The sequence below is a fragment of the Citrobacter sp. Cpo071 genome, assembly GCF_030332765.1.
Lineage (GTDB): Bacteria > Pseudomonadota > Gammaproteobacteria > Enterobacterales > Enterobacteriaceae > Citrobacter > Citrobacter portucalensis.
Genome location: NZ_JAOWHE010000080.1, coordinates 56949 through 73178 on the forward strand (window position 1 = coordinate 56949; position 16230 = coordinate 73178).

At 49.6% G+C, this 16230-nt stretch carries 10 protein-coding genes; 5 read left to right on the top strand and 5 right to left on the bottom strand.

Annotated elements, in window-relative coordinates; translation table 11 throughout:
• The 5 genes from OGY09_RS12375 to OGY09_RS12395 are packed head-to-tail and all read right to left on the bottom strand — an operon-like array spanning position 1 to position 8964.
• Complete coding sequence (locus OGY09_RS12375; RefSeq protein WP_032944774.1) at positions 1 to 2133, bottom strand: hybrid sensor histidine kinase/response regulator; 2133 nt, start codon at positions 2131 to 2133, stop codon at positions 1 to 3.
• An 11-nt stretch (positions 2134 to 2144) separates the two neighbouring features.
• The gene (locus OGY09_RS12380; RefSeq protein ID WP_032944776.1) at positions 2145 to 3557 is read right to left on the bottom strand and encodes a CheR family methyltransferase; all 1413 of its coding nucleotides are present in this window, start codon (positions 3555 to 3557) and stop codon (positions 2145 to 2147) included.
• Positions 3554 to 4621 carry a chemotaxis protein CheB gene (locus OGY09_RS12385; RefSeq protein WP_032944778.1) on the bottom strand — a complete coding sequence of 356 codons (1068 nt, stop codon included), beginning with the start codon at positions 4619 to 4621 and terminating at the stop codon, positions 3554 to 3556. The genes OGY09_RS12380 and OGY09_RS12385 overlap by 4 nt, the downstream gene beginning before the upstream one ends.
• Positions 4618 to 6708, bottom strand: coding sequence for a methyl-accepting chemotaxis protein (locus tag OGY09_RS12390; protein ID WP_032944781.1), 2091 nt, complete (start codon positions 6706 to 6708; stop codon positions 4618 to 4620). Before OGY09_RS12390 ends, OGY09_RS12385 begins: the two co-directional genes overlap by 4 nt.
• Before the next feature lie 45 nt (positions 6709 to 6753).
• Complete coding sequence (locus OGY09_RS12395; protein WP_008785653.1) at positions 6754 to 8964, bottom strand: sensor domain-containing phosphodiesterase; 2211 nt, start codon at positions 8962 to 8964, stop codon at positions 6754 to 6756.
• A 610-nt stretch (positions 8965 to 9574) separates the two neighbouring features.
• Here OGY09_RS12395 and OGY09_RS12400 point away from each other — a divergent pair.
• The 5 genes from OGY09_RS12400 to lapD are packed head-to-tail and all read left to right on the top strand — an operon-like array spanning position 9575 to position 16208.
• On the top strand, positions 9575 to 11767 hold the full coding sequence (locus OGY09_RS12400) for a putative bifunctional diguanylate cyclase/phosphodiesterase (protein ID WP_032944783.1): 2193 nt from the start codon (positions 9575 to 9577) through the stop codon (positions 11765 to 11767).
• Complete coding sequence (locus OGY09_RS12405; protein WP_032944786.1) at positions 11760 to 12692, top strand: amino acid ABC transporter substrate-binding protein; 933 nt, start codon at positions 11760 to 11762, stop codon at positions 12690 to 12692. Before OGY09_RS12400 ends, OGY09_RS12405 begins: the two co-directional genes overlap by 8 nt.
• A 28-nt stretch (positions 12693 to 12720) precedes the next feature.
• On the top strand, positions 12721 to 13569 hold the full coding sequence (locus OGY09_RS12410; RefSeq protein ID WP_286590445.1) for a transporter substrate-binding domain-containing protein: 849 nt from the start codon (positions 12721 to 12723) through the stop codon (positions 13567 to 13569).
• Between the two features lie 2 nt (positions 13570 to 13571).
• Positions 13572 to 14264 carry a cysteine protease LapG gene (gene lapG / locus OGY09_RS12415; RefSeq protein WP_032945487.1) on the top strand — a complete coding sequence of 231 codons (693 nt, stop codon included), beginning with the start codon at positions 13572 to 13574 and terminating at the stop codon, positions 14262 to 14264.
• 9 nt (positions 14265 to 14273) lie between these two features.
• Positions 14274 to 16208 carry a cyclic di-GMP receptor LapD gene (gene lapD, locus OGY09_RS12420; protein WP_008785657.1) on the top strand — a complete coding sequence of 645 codons (1935 nt, stop codon included), beginning with the start codon at positions 14274 to 14276 and terminating at the stop codon, positions 16206 to 16208.
• Positions 16209 to 16230 lie beyond the last annotated feature (22 nt).

A 16230-nucleotide genomic window follows, 5' to 3' on the forward strand; every position in this document is an offset into this window, starting at 1 on the left:
TCAGCACAAAAGCATTTTTAATGTTTTTATCAAACTGTCCTGCTCGAAATCGCCCTTGGCGATGTAGGCATCCGCACCCACCTGAATCCCCCGTCGCCGGTCCTCTTCCTTCGCGCGGGACGTCACGATGATGATTGGCGTATGCTGGTAGTTTTTCTCCCCACGCAACGATTTGGTGAAGGTGAAACCATCCATAAACGGCATTTCGACATCCGTCAGTACGGCATCAAACTGGGTCAGTTTCGCTTTTTGCAGCCCCGACAGCCCGTCTTCTGCCAGAGTCACCTGATAGCCGTGCGCTTCCAGCACGTTCTTTTCTATCTCACGGGTATTCAGTGAGTCATCGACCACCAACACATGCCAGGCATCATGCGTTACGCTCGTGGCGGGCGCTGGTGTACTGGTTTGCCGTGATTGTTGCGCCATCGCCATCAGCGCGGGAACGTGCAGGATGCTGACCAGTTGGTTATCCGGTGTTTGTACCATCCCGGAGACCAGCGACTGCTGTTGCATATGCTTCGGTAACGGTTTGATCATCATCTTGCGTTCATCGAGGAGCTTATCCACTTGCAGCGCCATTTTGCTGTACTGGTTCTGCACCACGATTAATCGCTGTCCGGGCGTTGAAAAGCTGCTCTGGCGTTCATGAATGCCCAGTAAGCTACCTACGCAAACCACCGGGATAAACTCGTTATGCAAGATAATTGCAGGACGTCCGGCGATATCGCTGATCCCCTGTGGCGTGCATTCCACCACCTCAACCACATACTGCGCAGCCAGTCCAAAAAGGTGCCCCTGCTCTTCAAATTGCAAAATCCGCATCATGGTTAACGAAACAGGCAACCGCAGGTTAAAGCTGGTTCCGACTCCCGGACGGCTATAAACCTGCAAATCGCCTTGCAGGTCGGTCACCACCGTTTTGCGCACCACATCAAGACCAACACCGCGACCAGAAAGCTCGGAGACTATCTTGCTGGTCGAAAAGCCGGGATGAAAAATCAGCTCATTACATTCTTGCTCGGAGAGCTGCCCGACCATTGAAGCGGGAACAAGACCTTTACTGACCGCCTTCGCGCTGATGGCCTCATAGTTCAGACCACGGCCATCATCTTCGATACGCAGTAGTATCCCGCTGCCGTCCTGCTGAGTAGTGATGGTAATCGTGCCGCGAGTGGATTTACCGAGCGCCAGACGTTCGTCGATCTCACCAATCCCGTGATCGACGGCATTACGCAGTAGATGCGTCAGCGACTCCGAAAGCCGATCAATGAGCTGGCGGTCGATTTCCACTTCTCCGCCAACAAAGCGGCACACCACCTGCTTGTTCAGTGTGGAAGCCAGTTCGCTGACCTGCAGCGAAATGGGTTCAAACAATGTTGAAAGTGGCAGCATACGGATCCGCGCCGCCACATCGTATAGTTCAAACATCTGCAAATGCTGGAGCTGAACGCTTTCTTTTAGCTGGGCGCTAAAGTCATGGATCTGCTGGCGAAGCTGTTCAGCGCTTAATCCCGGTAACCGTGGTACCAGTTGACTCAGGTTTTGTATCTGCTGTTCCAGGCGATCATGTCCGGCGAGCACCTCCCCCAGAATGTCGATCAGTCCATCGAGCTTGTTCAGCTTTACCCGAACGAAATCCGCCTGCTTAATACCGGCATCCATGCTGGCTGGCGTCGCGGGCGCAGGGACTACCGGTTTTTCTGTTGCCCCGGCAGTTTCGACAGCCAGCGTGATATCCTCTCCCCGACTGGCGCGGGCAAGGCGTTCGCACAGCCCGGCATCCGCCGGTGGCAACTGATTATCCCCTTCGCTGACAGAAAGCTGGGTAAGCTGACCAGAAAGATACTCCACAGACTCATGAATCAGATTGCCCAGCGCCCTGTCCGGCGTCAGTTTGTTATCACGCAGTTCACTCAATACATCTTCAAGATGATGCGTGACATCGGCAATACTTTGCAGCTTCAGCATCCGCGCGCCCCCTTTCAGGGTATGCGCAGCGCGAAACATCTCACCTATCCAGGCGTCGGTATGTTCATCAGCGGAGAGGAGAAACGCCCCTTCGCTGATCGTCTGCAAATGACCTCTCCCTTCATCAATAAAGCGCAGAACGAATTTTTTCAGATCGATAGCCATAATCGCTCTTATTAGCCACTTTGGTGGGCGAATTGCGCCAGTTGATGTTCACACAAGAAACGAAACGTATTGCCTGGAAATACCATTGGCAAACGCAGACGACAAACCGAGGAAGGATTGTTTATCTCGTCGTTCAGTAACTGCATCACCACACGATAAGTCCGTTGAGCAGGCTGGTATAACTCGCTTTGCCGGTACATTTCAGCCAGATAATAGTGCGCAGGCCAGTAGCCGGGTTCCTGATAAACCACCTGTTTGAACCAGGCGATGGCCTGCTGGGTCTGGTGTTGCCACATCATCGCCAGTCCGAGCAGCATTTTGGCCTCTGCCGACCACTCATCTTGGGCGAGGATCTGCTGTGCGTTTCCGGCTGTTTGAGAAAACTCACGCTGTTCGAGGGCAATAACGCCCTGGATCAAAAGCGCATCCTGATTACGGGGATCGTCACGTAATACACAGGCGATACACTTTTCAGCTTCAGAAAAACATTTTTCATCGAGGCTGGCGCGTGCTTTCTTCAGCCAGTCATTACTCTGCTGCGCCGTGGGCACCAGAGGAACCTGTTCAACCACCGCTCTCGACTGCGGAATGCGCACCGCAACTCTGGGGACAGGCACAACCCTTGCCGCTTCACGATGATGGCAAAAATAGAAAATCCCCTCTTCCTGCTCCAGCTTCAGAATGTCGAAATTGTTAGCCAGCGTTTCCGCATTGCCAAAAAATAAGGCTCCCTGTGGTTGCAACATCTTCAGCAAATTACCGTGCAGCTCGCGACGCGTTGGCGTATCAAAATAGATGGACACATTGCGCAGCAAAATGATGTCCACTTCCGGCAGTAACTGTTCTTTTATAATGTTGGTGCGATGGAAGGAGACCTTCTCACGGATCTCATCATGCAGTCGGTAGAGGTTTCCCGAGCGGGTAAAATAGCGTTGCTGAATACTCGGGTCGACGCCACGAAACGAGTAGCTTGAATAGCAGGCGTTGCGGGCTTTTGCCAGGATTGCCGGGTCAATATCACAGCCGTAAATTTCAATGCGCTGGGCCATTCCGCCGAGGTATTTCTCATGCAGCTTGATCGCCAACGAGTAGGCTTCCTCTCCGGAAGAGCATCCGGCACTCAGAATTCGCACCGGGCCGCTGCGCTGTTGCAACAGACGCGGGATCCATTTATCGCAGATTAAATCCAGCGTATCGCTTTCACGGAAAAAATAGGTTTCGTTAATCGTAATCAGCGTGATGAAACTATCAAACTCATTCTGCGAGCTACGCAGTTGTTCATAGTATTCATAGTAATCATTGATTTTTCGCTCGGCCATTCGCCGACCCAGCGCCGTTTTCAGCAATGCTTCCATGGCGTTATCGAAGTGCAAACCGACCCGTTCTTTGATCAGGCGCGCATAGTCAGGAAGATTAGGGATCATGGCAATTTACTCTCAACATGCCCGTGGCAAGCCATCGAAAGCAGTACTGCAGCAAGACCATCCAGAGGGATCGTGCGGTGTATCAGTTGCTTGTCGATCGCGTTCTTATTCATACCGAATACCACCGAACTTTCTTCGTCCTGCGCCAGCGTTGTTCCGCCACGGCGGACAATAAGCTCAATGCCGCGGCAGCCATCGCTGCCCATGCCGGTCATAATCAGTCCGACGGCTTTTTCGCGAAACACCTCAGCCACTGACTCCAGCAACAGGTTGCAACTGGGATGGTAAACGTCGCTTTCCTGTCGTGGGATCGCCGCTAAACGCTGGTTGCTTTTGACGATCAGGTGCTGCTCCGGCGGCAATATATACACATACCCCGCTTCCACCCGATCGTCCTCCTGCGCCAGTCGCACCTTCAGATCGGTCACGCTATCCAGCCAATGCACCATATTTTTCGCGAAGCCATCGGCAATATGTTGGGCAATAAGTACCGGGCACGGGAACGTACCGGGCAGCTTCTGTAACAGTTTACTGAGCGCCTGCGGCCCGCCCGTCGAGCAGGCAATCGCCAGCACAAAAGGCCAGTCCTGTGGCGTTTTTACAACGTCTATCATCGGTCGTGCAGTGGGGATTACCGGTTCGCCTGGATAGCGTAATCCCTTGATATGTCGAATGACTTTCACACCGACCAATAATTCTACTTTACGATGCAAAGCATCCGTTGAGAGTGGTGAATCACTGCTATGGTGCAACACCGCCAACGCACCACGGGAAATGTAGTCATCATCCCATTGATTCTCTGGACAAAATCTCATGACAAGGATCGGGATTGCGCTGGTTGCCATGATCGTTTCCACGATTTCGACGTTATCGGCGCTCGAGATATCCAGCGTCAGAATCAGCAGGTCAGGCATCAGCTGTTGCAACAGTCGGATCGCCTGCCTGCGATGGGCTGCTTGCCCCACCACCTTAATGTGCGGGTGATCCTCCAGTTGCCTGACCAGCTCATTACGCGATGCGCTGCCCAGGTCGAGGATCAGCACCCGAATGTTGCTGCTATTCATGCATCTGTTTCCGTCAGTGTGAATGAGGACGAAGCCTCTTTCAGCGCTTTCGACAGTTGTGTCATATCCTGACTGACAACCAGAATGTCTTTGATAGATTGCGAGGTATAGTTACTGGCAACAACGATCTCACGTAGCGCCATGACCACCTGATTACTCGCCGTTTTCTGTTGCTGTGTTGAAAGCGATATTTGCAGCGCCGCCGTCGAGGTTTGCTCGGCCGTAACAACGATATCGTTCAGATGTTCGGCGCTGACTTTACAGGCTATTGCGCCCGCTTTAATGCTCTCGCCGCCTTTTTCCGCGTTCAGCACCAGACGATTAATCGCGTTTTGGATCTCGCTGATCTTATTTTCAATTTCAACCGTCGATTCCGTCACCGAATCCGCCAGACGGCGGATTTCAGCCGCCACAACCGAGAAACGCTTACCGGCTTCCCCGGCGCTGGCAGCTTCGAGCGCTGCGTTAAAGGCGATAAGTTTCGTCTGATCCGCGACGCTGTTAATGATCACCATCACGCGACTGATTTCCGTCGACTTATTACCAAGCATCATGATTTCACGCATATTTTGCTGATTGTCGGTATCAATATCCGTCATACGCATCAGCAATTGCGACATCGACTCGGAGCCTTTATTGCAATCCTCGAGCGTCTGGTTGGCAATATCCACAACCGCCCGTGAGTGTTCGGCTATCTGTGTCGATGAGGCAGACAGCTCTTCCATGGTGGAGGTAATTTCAGCCACTGAAGATGAGGTTTCCACGCTGGTTGATGCCTGCCCATCGACCGCTTCGGTAATATGCAAAGATGCCTGATGTACCGAATTTGCATGAGAAACCATACCGCCTACCAACGAGTGCAGACGCTGACGCATCATCTCCACCGCACTCAGCAGTTCGCCGATCTCATCGTGGTGATCGACCTGAACATCCACCGTTAAGTCGCCTTCGGCAATGGTTTGTGCAATCCCCAGGACACGGTTTAAGCGCCGGGAAATCAGGAAACGGCTGGCCACAGCAATCAGCAGTAAAATGATGGGCAGCAGCAGCGCGGTAAACAGCAGCAGACCGTTACGCACCAGATTGCTGCTCTTGGCGACATCATCAACATAGTTGGTGGTGGCGATTATCCAGTTTATCCCTTCAACGTATTCATAAACGGCAACTTTGGTCTTCGGCAATGCGCCATAACCGCTCACCCAGTTGTAGTAAGTGATGCCATTCTTGTGTTCGAGCATGTCGGCAAACAGCTTAAAACCATTGGCATCGGTAATATTAATTGCCTGCTGGTTGCTCAACGAGGGGTGGACCAACATACGACCAGGTTCAAATCCGGCATCCAGCACATAGGCGTAGCCATCTTTACCAATATGCACATTCAACAAACGCTGAATGATCGGTTGCAAACTCTGTTTGACGTCGAAACCCACCGCGACGGCCCCCACGACCTGACCATATTTGTCGGCAATCGGTTCGTAGTGACTAATAAACTGTTTACCGAACAGTGTGACCACACCGGAAAAGGGTTTATTTTTCAAAAGCAGCGGCAACGCAGGATTATCATGCCCTAGCGCTGTTGCTGTTGCTGTATTGCCTGAACTCGCCAGTAACGTACTGCTGACACGTACAAATTGCTCGCCTTGCAGAATAAACGTACTGGCAAATACGCTGGTTAATTCGGTGAAGTGCGCGTTGGTGTTCGGGTTGCTCAGCACCGCTTTTAATTCAGTAGAGTCCATATAACGCAGCGGTTTATTGGCAACGTTTTGATAATTATTAATATAAACATTGCTGTAATGTTCCGCATCACGAGTCACACGCTGAAACTCGTTAGAAATACTGTTGTGGAATATCCGCGTGTTGGTTTTAATCATCTCCAGCGCATTGACCTGCAATTCTCTGGAAAGATACGACGATAATATAAAAGAGGCGCCAATCAGCAACGTTGCGATACAAACAACCAAAATCATACCGAGCTTCATCGCCACACCGGGATGGATGTTGTGCAGCCAGGACAATAGTCGAGCGCGCGGTCCCTCACTGGTGGTATTCGCCGTTCGATTTTTTACTTTAATAATGTCACTCATGATTTTTATTCTCTACCTGAGAAGAAATTACTCTTTTTTTGGTCATCAGGAGCTAGCGCCCTGTGATTCGAGCGTGAACAGCGGCGTAGGTTTGCCAATGTGATATCCCTGTAACCAGCCCACATTCATTTTTTCCAGACAGGCCTGAATAGTGGCGTTCTCGACAAATTCAGCGACCACCTGCATTTTTTTCATTTCAGCAACGCGGCAGAATGACTCAACGATGTAGTAACTAATTTCACTTTCGGTGATCCGTCGAATAAACGAGCCATCTATTTTCAGGATATCTGCTTCGATATTCATCAAGCGCGCATGACTCGCAAACCCGGTGCCAAAGTCATCAATTGCCACCCGACATCCCAGCTGACGTATTAAACGTAGCGTTTCCACGGTTTGTTCTTTGTCTGATAACGTATCTGCTTCCGTTATTTCAAAAATAATCCGCTGTGGCTCCACCGCGTAGTCGTGCAGGAGTTGGGTGATCTTCATGACAATATTTGAACGACACACCGTCACCGGTGCCAGGTTAATAGAAAAACAATGCTGCGGGTGGTTACGCATAAATTTGAGGGTATTTTCGATAACCCAGAGATCGATATCCGGTGCCAGCCCCGCATCATGAGCAACCGGCAGGAAACTGTTCGGTGGAATAAATTCTCCCCGTTCGTTAAGCATACGGATCAATATTTCATGATACGGCGCTTCACCGTGGGTACTAACTATTGGCTGTGCCATCAGGACAAACGCATTGTTATCCAGCGCATTTTGCAGCGCAGTGCGAATTTCCGTTTTATCAACAATGTGGTTGCCAAGGATCCGGCTATGCTGCGCCTCAAGGTTTTCCGGCCTGCCGTTGGTGAGTGATAAACCCGCCACCATGCCCAGTTTCCCCACCAGCTGATAAATGTCATCACTTAGATCGTTAATCAGGCAATAGCCCAAACCACTGCGAAAACCCAACCGATGGTTGTTGTAAAAGAGACGAAAACTGTTGGCGGCCTGATACAGATCGCATAGCCGCTCCCAGGTGCCATTTTCCAGCCGAATGAGCAGATCATAACCCGCGTGGTAATAGACTTTCTCGCTTTTCACCAGATGTCTGCGCAAATGCTCAGCAAGGATCTTCTGGTAGCGGGCGCGGAAATGAAAACCATAACGACGCGAAAAAAGCTCCAGCTCGGGGATCTGTATCAGACATACAGTCGCGCGTTCAGTGGTAAATAGCTCCGTCTTCAGCGCCCGTAAATTTGCCATGCCTGTCATCGGGTCAGTCAGCCCCAGCAGCAGCGCCTGGTTAAAGCGCTGACGGGTAAATTTTGCCAGTACCCCCATGATCACAATGGTGAGTGAAAAGACAAAGATCAACGTCGAAACCAGCGCCTGATGCAGCATGAAGTTAACATCGCTGGCGATATAGCTGTCGTTATGTTTGCCTAAGATGATTAATACGATCGTCCACACCAGCATTGTGAACAAGTGGCCAATCTTGATTGCTCCCCACAACATCAACGGAAATAACAGGATCAGGCTATAGATAGAGAAAAAAACATCCAAATTATCCGGTGATGTTAAGAAGAACATCAGAAAAAACAGCAAGATGCACCATGATATAACGCCGTAGACGCCGATATTGCCTTTACACTGTTCAGCAATGGCCCGCAGAAAGGTCAGCAGGAAAGACGGTCGACGAATGATGCGGTAAATCTTGTAAAATAAAGGGATCCCCGTCAAGCAACCGTTGATGATCCCCTGAATACGTACCAGCATGCCCAGACTCAACGCCGGAATGTTATCCACATCGGGGCGTTGTCCGTGGGCGACAAACATTGCAAAGAGTTTGCTGAACACCAGATACAGCAGGACGTTGTAGCCACAAAGCCAGAGCAGACGATTAAAGCTAATTTTGATGCGACCAAAGCTAACGCAGCTGCGTCTGCCGGTGAATTTGCGGTACGCGGCATAACTTAAGGTCGACGCGATGATCAGGCACAACGCATCTACCCGTTCATTTTGCGGACCGACCACAAACATGACCGTCAGGAACAGAAGAAACCCCGGCAACACCCGAAAACCGAACAAGACCAATGCGGCAGAAAATACGGCTAGCTTGAGATCGTAAACTGTTAAAATAGTATTATTGAGAATGCTATAACCGTTAAGATATTGTGCCAGCGGGTAAAAAAGGCCAGGTAAGACAAGTGGCAGGCACCATTCCCGAATGTTTTTTATCGTGTTTGAATTTATTATTGCGTCCAAATCAATTTATCCGCTATGCACTATACCAATAGGACTTTAATCCAGACTCGAATGTCACAAACAAATCCTTTTGGGTCAGCCGATGAACCATAGCAAAATTGTCAACATTGACCGCGCACTGAGAAAATAAAATAAGGTTCTATAATGAAGAGAGCATGTTATTCATATCAAATCAGGAAATAAATACCCATTTATAGACAAAAATGGACATCCGGTGGGGATGAAATCACTAAAATGCCTGTCAAAAAAACTGCTAATTCATTGATGTTTAGTAAAAAACAAAAAATCCTTTGTCAGTTTCCCAACACCTCCAACCAGTGCGTATAAAAAATCTTCTCAAGCACCATGAATGTCAACATTAATATCCTGAAAGGGGCATTCAGAAAATGTATTTTTATGTACACTTTTGCCTATTGACGAAAAGAGCAGCGTTATCTATATTCGCATACCGTTATTTTTGTCATTACTCACCATGGTTCAATGTTAGTTATTTGTTACGTCATTAAGTTTCACATCTTTCATCTACTTATTTGCAACAATAATATTCCATCAAGTAATAACAGAAATTAATTTTAGTATCGAATAATCTTTTCAGGAATTAACATAATCCGTGGCAAAGTCTCTGTTTTCCCTTAAAGCAATAAAAGGGTGGCAACATTCAATCACTGGCAAAATAACGCAATTCTTGCTGGCGGGTATCGTTATTGCGTTTAGTGCTGGCGCGTTTACCAACTGGAGCCTGATAGATAACTTTTCTTATCAGCAGTGGGTACAGCGGGCTGAAGCGAATGCACAGATTATGACCTACATCATCCGCAACGTGTATACCACCGTTTCGGTCGAAACCAGCGACGCAGGGCAGATATCCCGCATTGTCTCCGACAGACAGATTGGTGACACCGACTCTATTATGCAAACCGGTTATAACCCGGTTGACGTTCTGGCACTGGCTTCAGTACAGACCCATAGCCCCACCTGGTTGTTTCTGTATACGCCGGAGAAAGGGTTTGTTGGCATCAACAACAAGTCAGAAGAGGGTGAAGGGATCATCTCTTTCCCCGGTCGTCTGCCGCGCGATGTGCTGGGTAACTACTATGTTGGCTTCGCCCAAATTAATGGCGAAGAGTGCTTTATCAGCGCCGTTCCTATTTTGACGCCTTCAGGTGAGATCCTCGGTAGCCTGATTAGCAGCATTGGAAAAAAAAGCGATCTCTACGCCACCTACGATGCGATGCTGAAAAAAAGCAGTATCATTTTTGTTCTGATTTTGCTGGTAACGCTGGCACTGGTCACGATGTTTATGCGCCGTTTATTCCGTCCGGTTCCGCTGCTGATTAACTCCCTTACCCGCATCGCCCATGAAGAGACGGACTGTATAACGCCCTATCTTGATCAGGACGATGAGATTGGACATCTGGCCGGGGCGATTGAAAAATTGCGCGTCGCCATGAAAGAACGCGGCTATCTGCAACGAATGCATGAAATGTCGCAAAAGATGGAGCATATGGCCCATCATGATTCACTGACCGGATTGCCCAACCGCGTTTCGTTTGGCCAGGCGTTAGATAAACGCGTCAGTGAAATCCATCAGGACGAAAAACCATTTAACCTGCTGTTGATTGACCTCGACAACTTCAAACCAGTAAACGACACCTTTGGTCATAAAGCGGGCGATGAGCTGTTAATCAGCGTTGCCCAGCGCCTGCAGCTCTTGCTGGGACCTAACGATATCGCAGCGCGTCTGGGCGGTGATGAATTCGCCATTCTGCAACATGTCAGCGATAACGCCATCAAAGAAGCGAATCGGCTGGCGAAGCGGATTATTCGTGCGCTGAGCACCCCGTTTACCTGGAGTACGCATACTTTTTCCATCAGCTGCAGTATCGGTATCACCACCGCGCCGTATCAGGGCAATAATACCTCGACGTTGATGATCAATGCCGACCTTGCCATGTACGCCTCAAAACATCATGGCCGGGGTTGCTTCCATTTCTTCGAAGACGGCATGGTGATGAAGCATACCCACAGCCTGTTTATTAATCAGGAAATCATCGATGGTATTGATAACAAGGAATTCGAGCTTCATTACCAGCCAATCATCAATCTGGAAGATGAAAGCGTATATGGCTACGAATCGCTGATACGCTGGAATCATCCCACCAAGGGTCTGATTTACCCTGATTATTTTATCAACATCGCCGAGAACTCCGGTCTGATTGTCCGTTTGGGCGAATGGATTATTCGTCAGTCCTGTGAAGCCGCTGCCAAATGGCCGGAGCGTATCAGGGTAGCCGTCAATATATCGGCCTACCAACTGCACAGCCCAGGACTGGTTGACGTTATCAAAGATGCGTTACGCATCAGTCAACTTTCAGCCGAACGTCTTGAAATAGAAATTACCGAATCCGAAAAGCTGGATAAGTCGATTGCCTTACCCGTGCTGCAAGAGATTCGCTCTCTGGGCATTGAAATCGCGATGGATGATTTAGGCACCGGCTACGCGGCACTGGATTATCTGCTGATCTATCCTTTCACTCGCATCAAGATAGCGCGCACGCTGGTCGATAAGCTCCAGCAAGATAATGCCAGTCAGTATTTGATTGTGATGCTGATTCAGTTTGCCCATAAGTACAATATGTCGGTCACCGCTGAAGGGGTAGAAACCGCGCAGCAGCGTGACATTCTGCGCGACATTGAGTGCCAGAATGTTCAGGGCTATTTCTTTAGCTATCCGCTGCGCGAGCGTGAAGTGCTTTCCGCATTTGCCAAAGAGGTCATTGAAGAAGGACTGTGCAATGTCTGACTTCTTTCGCCCGGTAAAGCGCATGCTGACGATTTTTGTCCTGTTAATAGTTTCAGCAACGCCATGCTTAGCAGGCTCAGCCCTGCCGTTGCACACGCTGGAGCAAATCGCCAGCAAGAAAAGCATTACCCTTGGTTATCAGGATGATGCGTTTCCTTTCTCATGGCAGAATGGCAACGTACCTGCCGGCTATTCCATTGATATTTGCAACAGTATCGTCAGCGCGCTCAAGACAAAACTTCAGCTTAAAAACCTGAAGGTCGAGTGGGTAAAAGCTAACTCAGCATCGCAGTTTGTCCTGATTAAAAATCACATGGCAGACATCATGTGTATCCCGGCCTTTTATTCGAAAAGTCGCCACAGCATTAGCGAGTTCTCGCTTCCGTTTTATTTTTCAAGTACCCGCTTCGTCATGCGTAAAAATGAAAGCAACGACAATCTGGCAGAGCTTTCCGGACATAGCGTACTGGTAAAAAGCGGCACGATTTACGTTGAGCAACTGCAAAAAGTGAATGCCGCCAATGACCTGGATATTAATATTCAACTCGATACCAACAACATTACCGCCTTCAATGAACTGAAGAATGGTGAGTATTCTGCACTGATCTCCAGTACGGTTTTACTCAAAGGGATGATCGCGCAAACGCCTAATCCTGGAGACTATAAACTTTCCGACATTGCGCTCAGCGCCCCGCTACCGGCCGGCTTGTTACTCCCGTTACACGATAAAGAATTTAAAGAATTTGTTGATGACACTCTCTCCTCGCTGATGGCCAGCAACGAATTTACTGCGCTGTACAATAAATGGTTTCAGTCACCGATTCCGCCGAAAGCCATTAATTTAAACATTCCCATGTCAGATAACCTGAAAGCATTAACGTCTGCTAAAAAGAAGATCAGTTTTGATTATGAAAAATATAATTAATCGTGAGATGACAAGGGTGAACCGCATAGTGCAATGGCTGTTTTTACTGGCAGGCATCGGTATCACCCCCGCGCTGATGGCGCAGCAGAACGCCGCGACGCTCGATCATATTCAGAACAGCAGCGTGCTCAACGTGGGTTATCGCCAGCTGCCACCGTTTTCTTTTACTGACCACAATGGCAAAGTCACGGGTTATACCATCGCGGTATGTAACATGATTGCCGATAAGTTGCGCCAGTATTTGAAGCTCAACAGCTTAACCATTCATTATATTCCCGTGAATTTTGCAGAACGCTTCTCCGCATTAAACACACGGAAAATAGATATGGACTGTGGTGTAAATACTAACGCACCGGAGCGGACCTCCAGCGTTTCATTTTCGCTCAACTACTACACCGCGAAAATGCGCATCATCTCTTTGCGTAAAAATAATATAAATTCAATTGCCGATCTAAAAGGACGCACGGTAAGTCTGACCGGTAGCTCTAAAGATTTGCTGGAATTTAATAAAGCCAACAGAGAGCAACACCTTAATATTTCAACGATTACCACCACCACCATAAACGGCGCATTTGAGAAAATGGCGCATAATGAATCCGCCGCTTTCTTTGTCGATGACATTCTGGCCTGGCCGCTGATTAATCATAGCGAGCAACCTGAACTGTTCAGCGTCTCTTCTGAGAGCATCGGCAATGAGATGCACTATGCCATTATGATGAGGAAAAACGATCCGCAGTTTGTGACGTTTGTTGACAGTACGCTGACAGATTTTTTTGCCTCGCCGGCCAACGTGCAATTACGTAAAAAGTGGTTGTCCCCCTGGTCCTGCGAAAAGATGAAAAACCCGTCACCGGGCAGTTGCCAGCATAGCCATTGAACATTATCCGCCGCTGCTTACGCCACCGCCTGCTACGCCTATGGAAAATCCCCGGGGCGCTGCTGCTATTGCTGTCAGTCCATTCGCTACGCGCGGCCTGGGATTTTGCCAATATTCAACAAAAGTCCGATGCGCTATATGGCCCGGCAACACCAGAAGCACAGCAACGGATCCGCGCCTGGCAACAGCTTCTGCTCCAGTTGCGTAATGCTGACGAGCAAACGCAATTACGCGCCGTAAACCAATTCTTTAACGAGAAGATCCGCTATACCGAAGATATTGATGTCTGGCATAACGTCGATTACTGGGCAACCCCTATCGAGTCGCTGCGCAAAGGTGAGGCGGATTGTGAAGACTACGCAATCGCCAAATATTTCACCCTCCGCCAGTTGGGCGTGTCAGAAGACAAACTTCGCATCACCTACGTTAAAGCCCTGCGTTTAAATCGCGCGCATATGGTGCTCACCTGGTACGCCACCCCTGGGGCGATTCCTCTGGTGCTCGACAGCCTGACCAGCACCATTTCGCCTGCTACGCAGCGCATGGACTTATTACCCGTCTACTCCTTTAACAACACTGGCCTTTGGCTTCCCGGCAATCAAAACAATAAACGCGTTGGGGACAGCAAGAGGCTTTCTCGCTGGCAGCAAGTTTTCACCAAAATGCGGGAAGAAGGCTTCCCGATGGATAAATAGGAATCGCCCGTGTCTCTTTTTAAACAGTTACTTCTGGCAATCTCTCTCTTTATGATGGTTGTGTTCAGCGGCAATTTTATTGTGACGCTGGAGAGTTCTCGCAATCAGTCCAATAACCAACTCCTTTCACATGCCCAGGATGCCGCAACGGCGCTAGGCGTTTCGCTGACGCCCAACGTCAACGACCCGGCAATGATCGAGCTGATGGTCAGCTCCATTTTCGATAGCGGTTACTACAAAAAAATCCGCATCGTCGATCTGGCAAACGGCAAAATAATGCTTGAGCGTAGCGCGGTAGCGACAATTCCCAACGTTCCCGGTTGGTTCGTCGATCTGGTGGATGTCACCCCGCAAACCGGTGAAGCAACGATTATGCGCGGCTGGCAGCAGGCAGCTCGCGTGGAAGTGACCAGCGATCCTATCTTTGCCGTGCAGCGTCTGTGGGACAATACCTTAGGCAATCTGTTGTGGATGCTGTCCTGTAGTCTTGCCTGCTTAATCGCCGGTATTCTGCTGCTGCGCAAACTGCTGCGCCCACTCAATTACATGGCAAAACAATCCGAAGCGATTACCCGTCGCGAGTTTCTGACACTCCACGAGTTACCCAAAACGCCGGAATTACGCCGCGTTGTAGGCGCCATGAATTTAATGGCAGCTAAGCTTAAATCGTTATTTGAAGAACAAGCTATCTACAGCGAACGCCTGCACAATGAAGCTTATCTCGACAGCCAGACCGGGGTAGCCAACCGCCGGGCATTCGATATGCAGCTCCAGGCGCGACTGAGTGATGCCGATACGGCACCAGGATATCTGATGCTGGTTCGCGTTCAGGATTTAGGTGGCCTGAATCAGCGCTTTGGCGGACCGCATACTGATAAGCTGTTGCTCAACATCGCCAACCTGCTGAACGCGCACAGAGAAAAGTATGCCCCTCTCGACAGCACGCTCGCTCGCATTCGCGGCGGTGAATTCGCCCTACTCTGCCCTGGCGTGACGCACGGAGAAATGCTGGAGCTGTGTAATTCATTGTCTCAGAAACTCACGGCCTTTTACGCTACTGGAATGTCAGACCAACAGCCGGTTGCCTATACCAGCATGGTGCCATTCAGCGCCGGAGAAAATGCCCAGTCATTGCTGATCCAGGCCGATCGCCTGCTGGTTGAAGCGGAAACACACACCAACCATCAGGTCGTTCCTACCACCGAAATACCTGCAGCTACAGAAGATCAGCATTTGTGGTTTGTTCGTCTGGAGCATGCGCTGACAAATCAACAGTTTCAGTTGGTTTATCAGCCGGTGGTCGATTGCCGCCAGCCGGACAAAATCCTGCATTACAAGGTACTGTCGCGCATTATTGATGAGCAGGGTAACGCCATTACCGCGGGGCGGTTCTTGCCGTGGATCCACCGCTTTGGCTGGAGTCATCGACTCGATAAAGTCATGTTGAAGCTCACATTGAACCAGTTGAAAACCGCGCCAGGAAAACTAGCGTTGAGTATTTCTGGCAGTTCTGTCGCCAGCGCGACCGCCATTGCAGACCTGCTCAATCCGTTACGGTACTCACCGAAATTAGCCAGCAAGCTGATTCTGGAACTGGATGAAAATCAGTTACCAGGCCCCCATCAGATGGCGGCATTTGTTAAAGCCGTAGGTCAGCATCGCTGCGCGCTGGGACTGCAACACTTCGGTAGCCGTTTCGATATGATCGGTCATCTGTCGCAATGGGGTCTTGCCTATCTGAAAATCGACAGCAGCTATATCCGCAAAATTGATGAGGAAAATGATAAGCGTTTGTTTATTGAAGTATTGTGCAGTGCCACGCGCAGTATTGATTTGCCGCTCATTGCCGAGCGAGTTGAAACGGAAGGTGAGCTTATGGTGCTGCAAGAATTAGGGATTGATGGTGCAATGGGGCAATTATTAGGTGAGCCCGCACCATTGTGATAAAACTGGCGTCTTGATACGC

Bases quoted from the DNA above. Each gene is read 5' to 3' on its own strand.
- OGY09_RS12375 (WP_032944774.1), bottom strand. From the start codon at position 2,133: ATGGCTATCGATCTGAAAAAATTCGTTCTGCGCTTTATTGATGAAGGG.
- OGY09_RS12380 (WP_032944776.1), bottom strand. From the start codon at position 3,557: ATGATCCCTAATCTTCCTGACTATGCGCGCCTGATCAAAGAACGGGTC.
- OGY09_RS12385 (WP_032944778.1), bottom strand. From the start codon at position 4,621: ATGAATAGCAGCAACATTCGGGTGCTGATCCTCGACCTGGGCAGCGCA.
- OGY09_RS12390 (WP_032944781.1), bottom strand. From the start codon at position 6,708: ATGAGTGACATTATTAAAGTAAAAAATCGAACGGCGAATACCACCAGT.
- OGY09_RS12405 (WP_032944786.1), top strand. From the start codon at position 11,760: ATGTCTGACTTCTTTCGCCCGGTAAAGCGCATGCTGACGATTTTTGTC.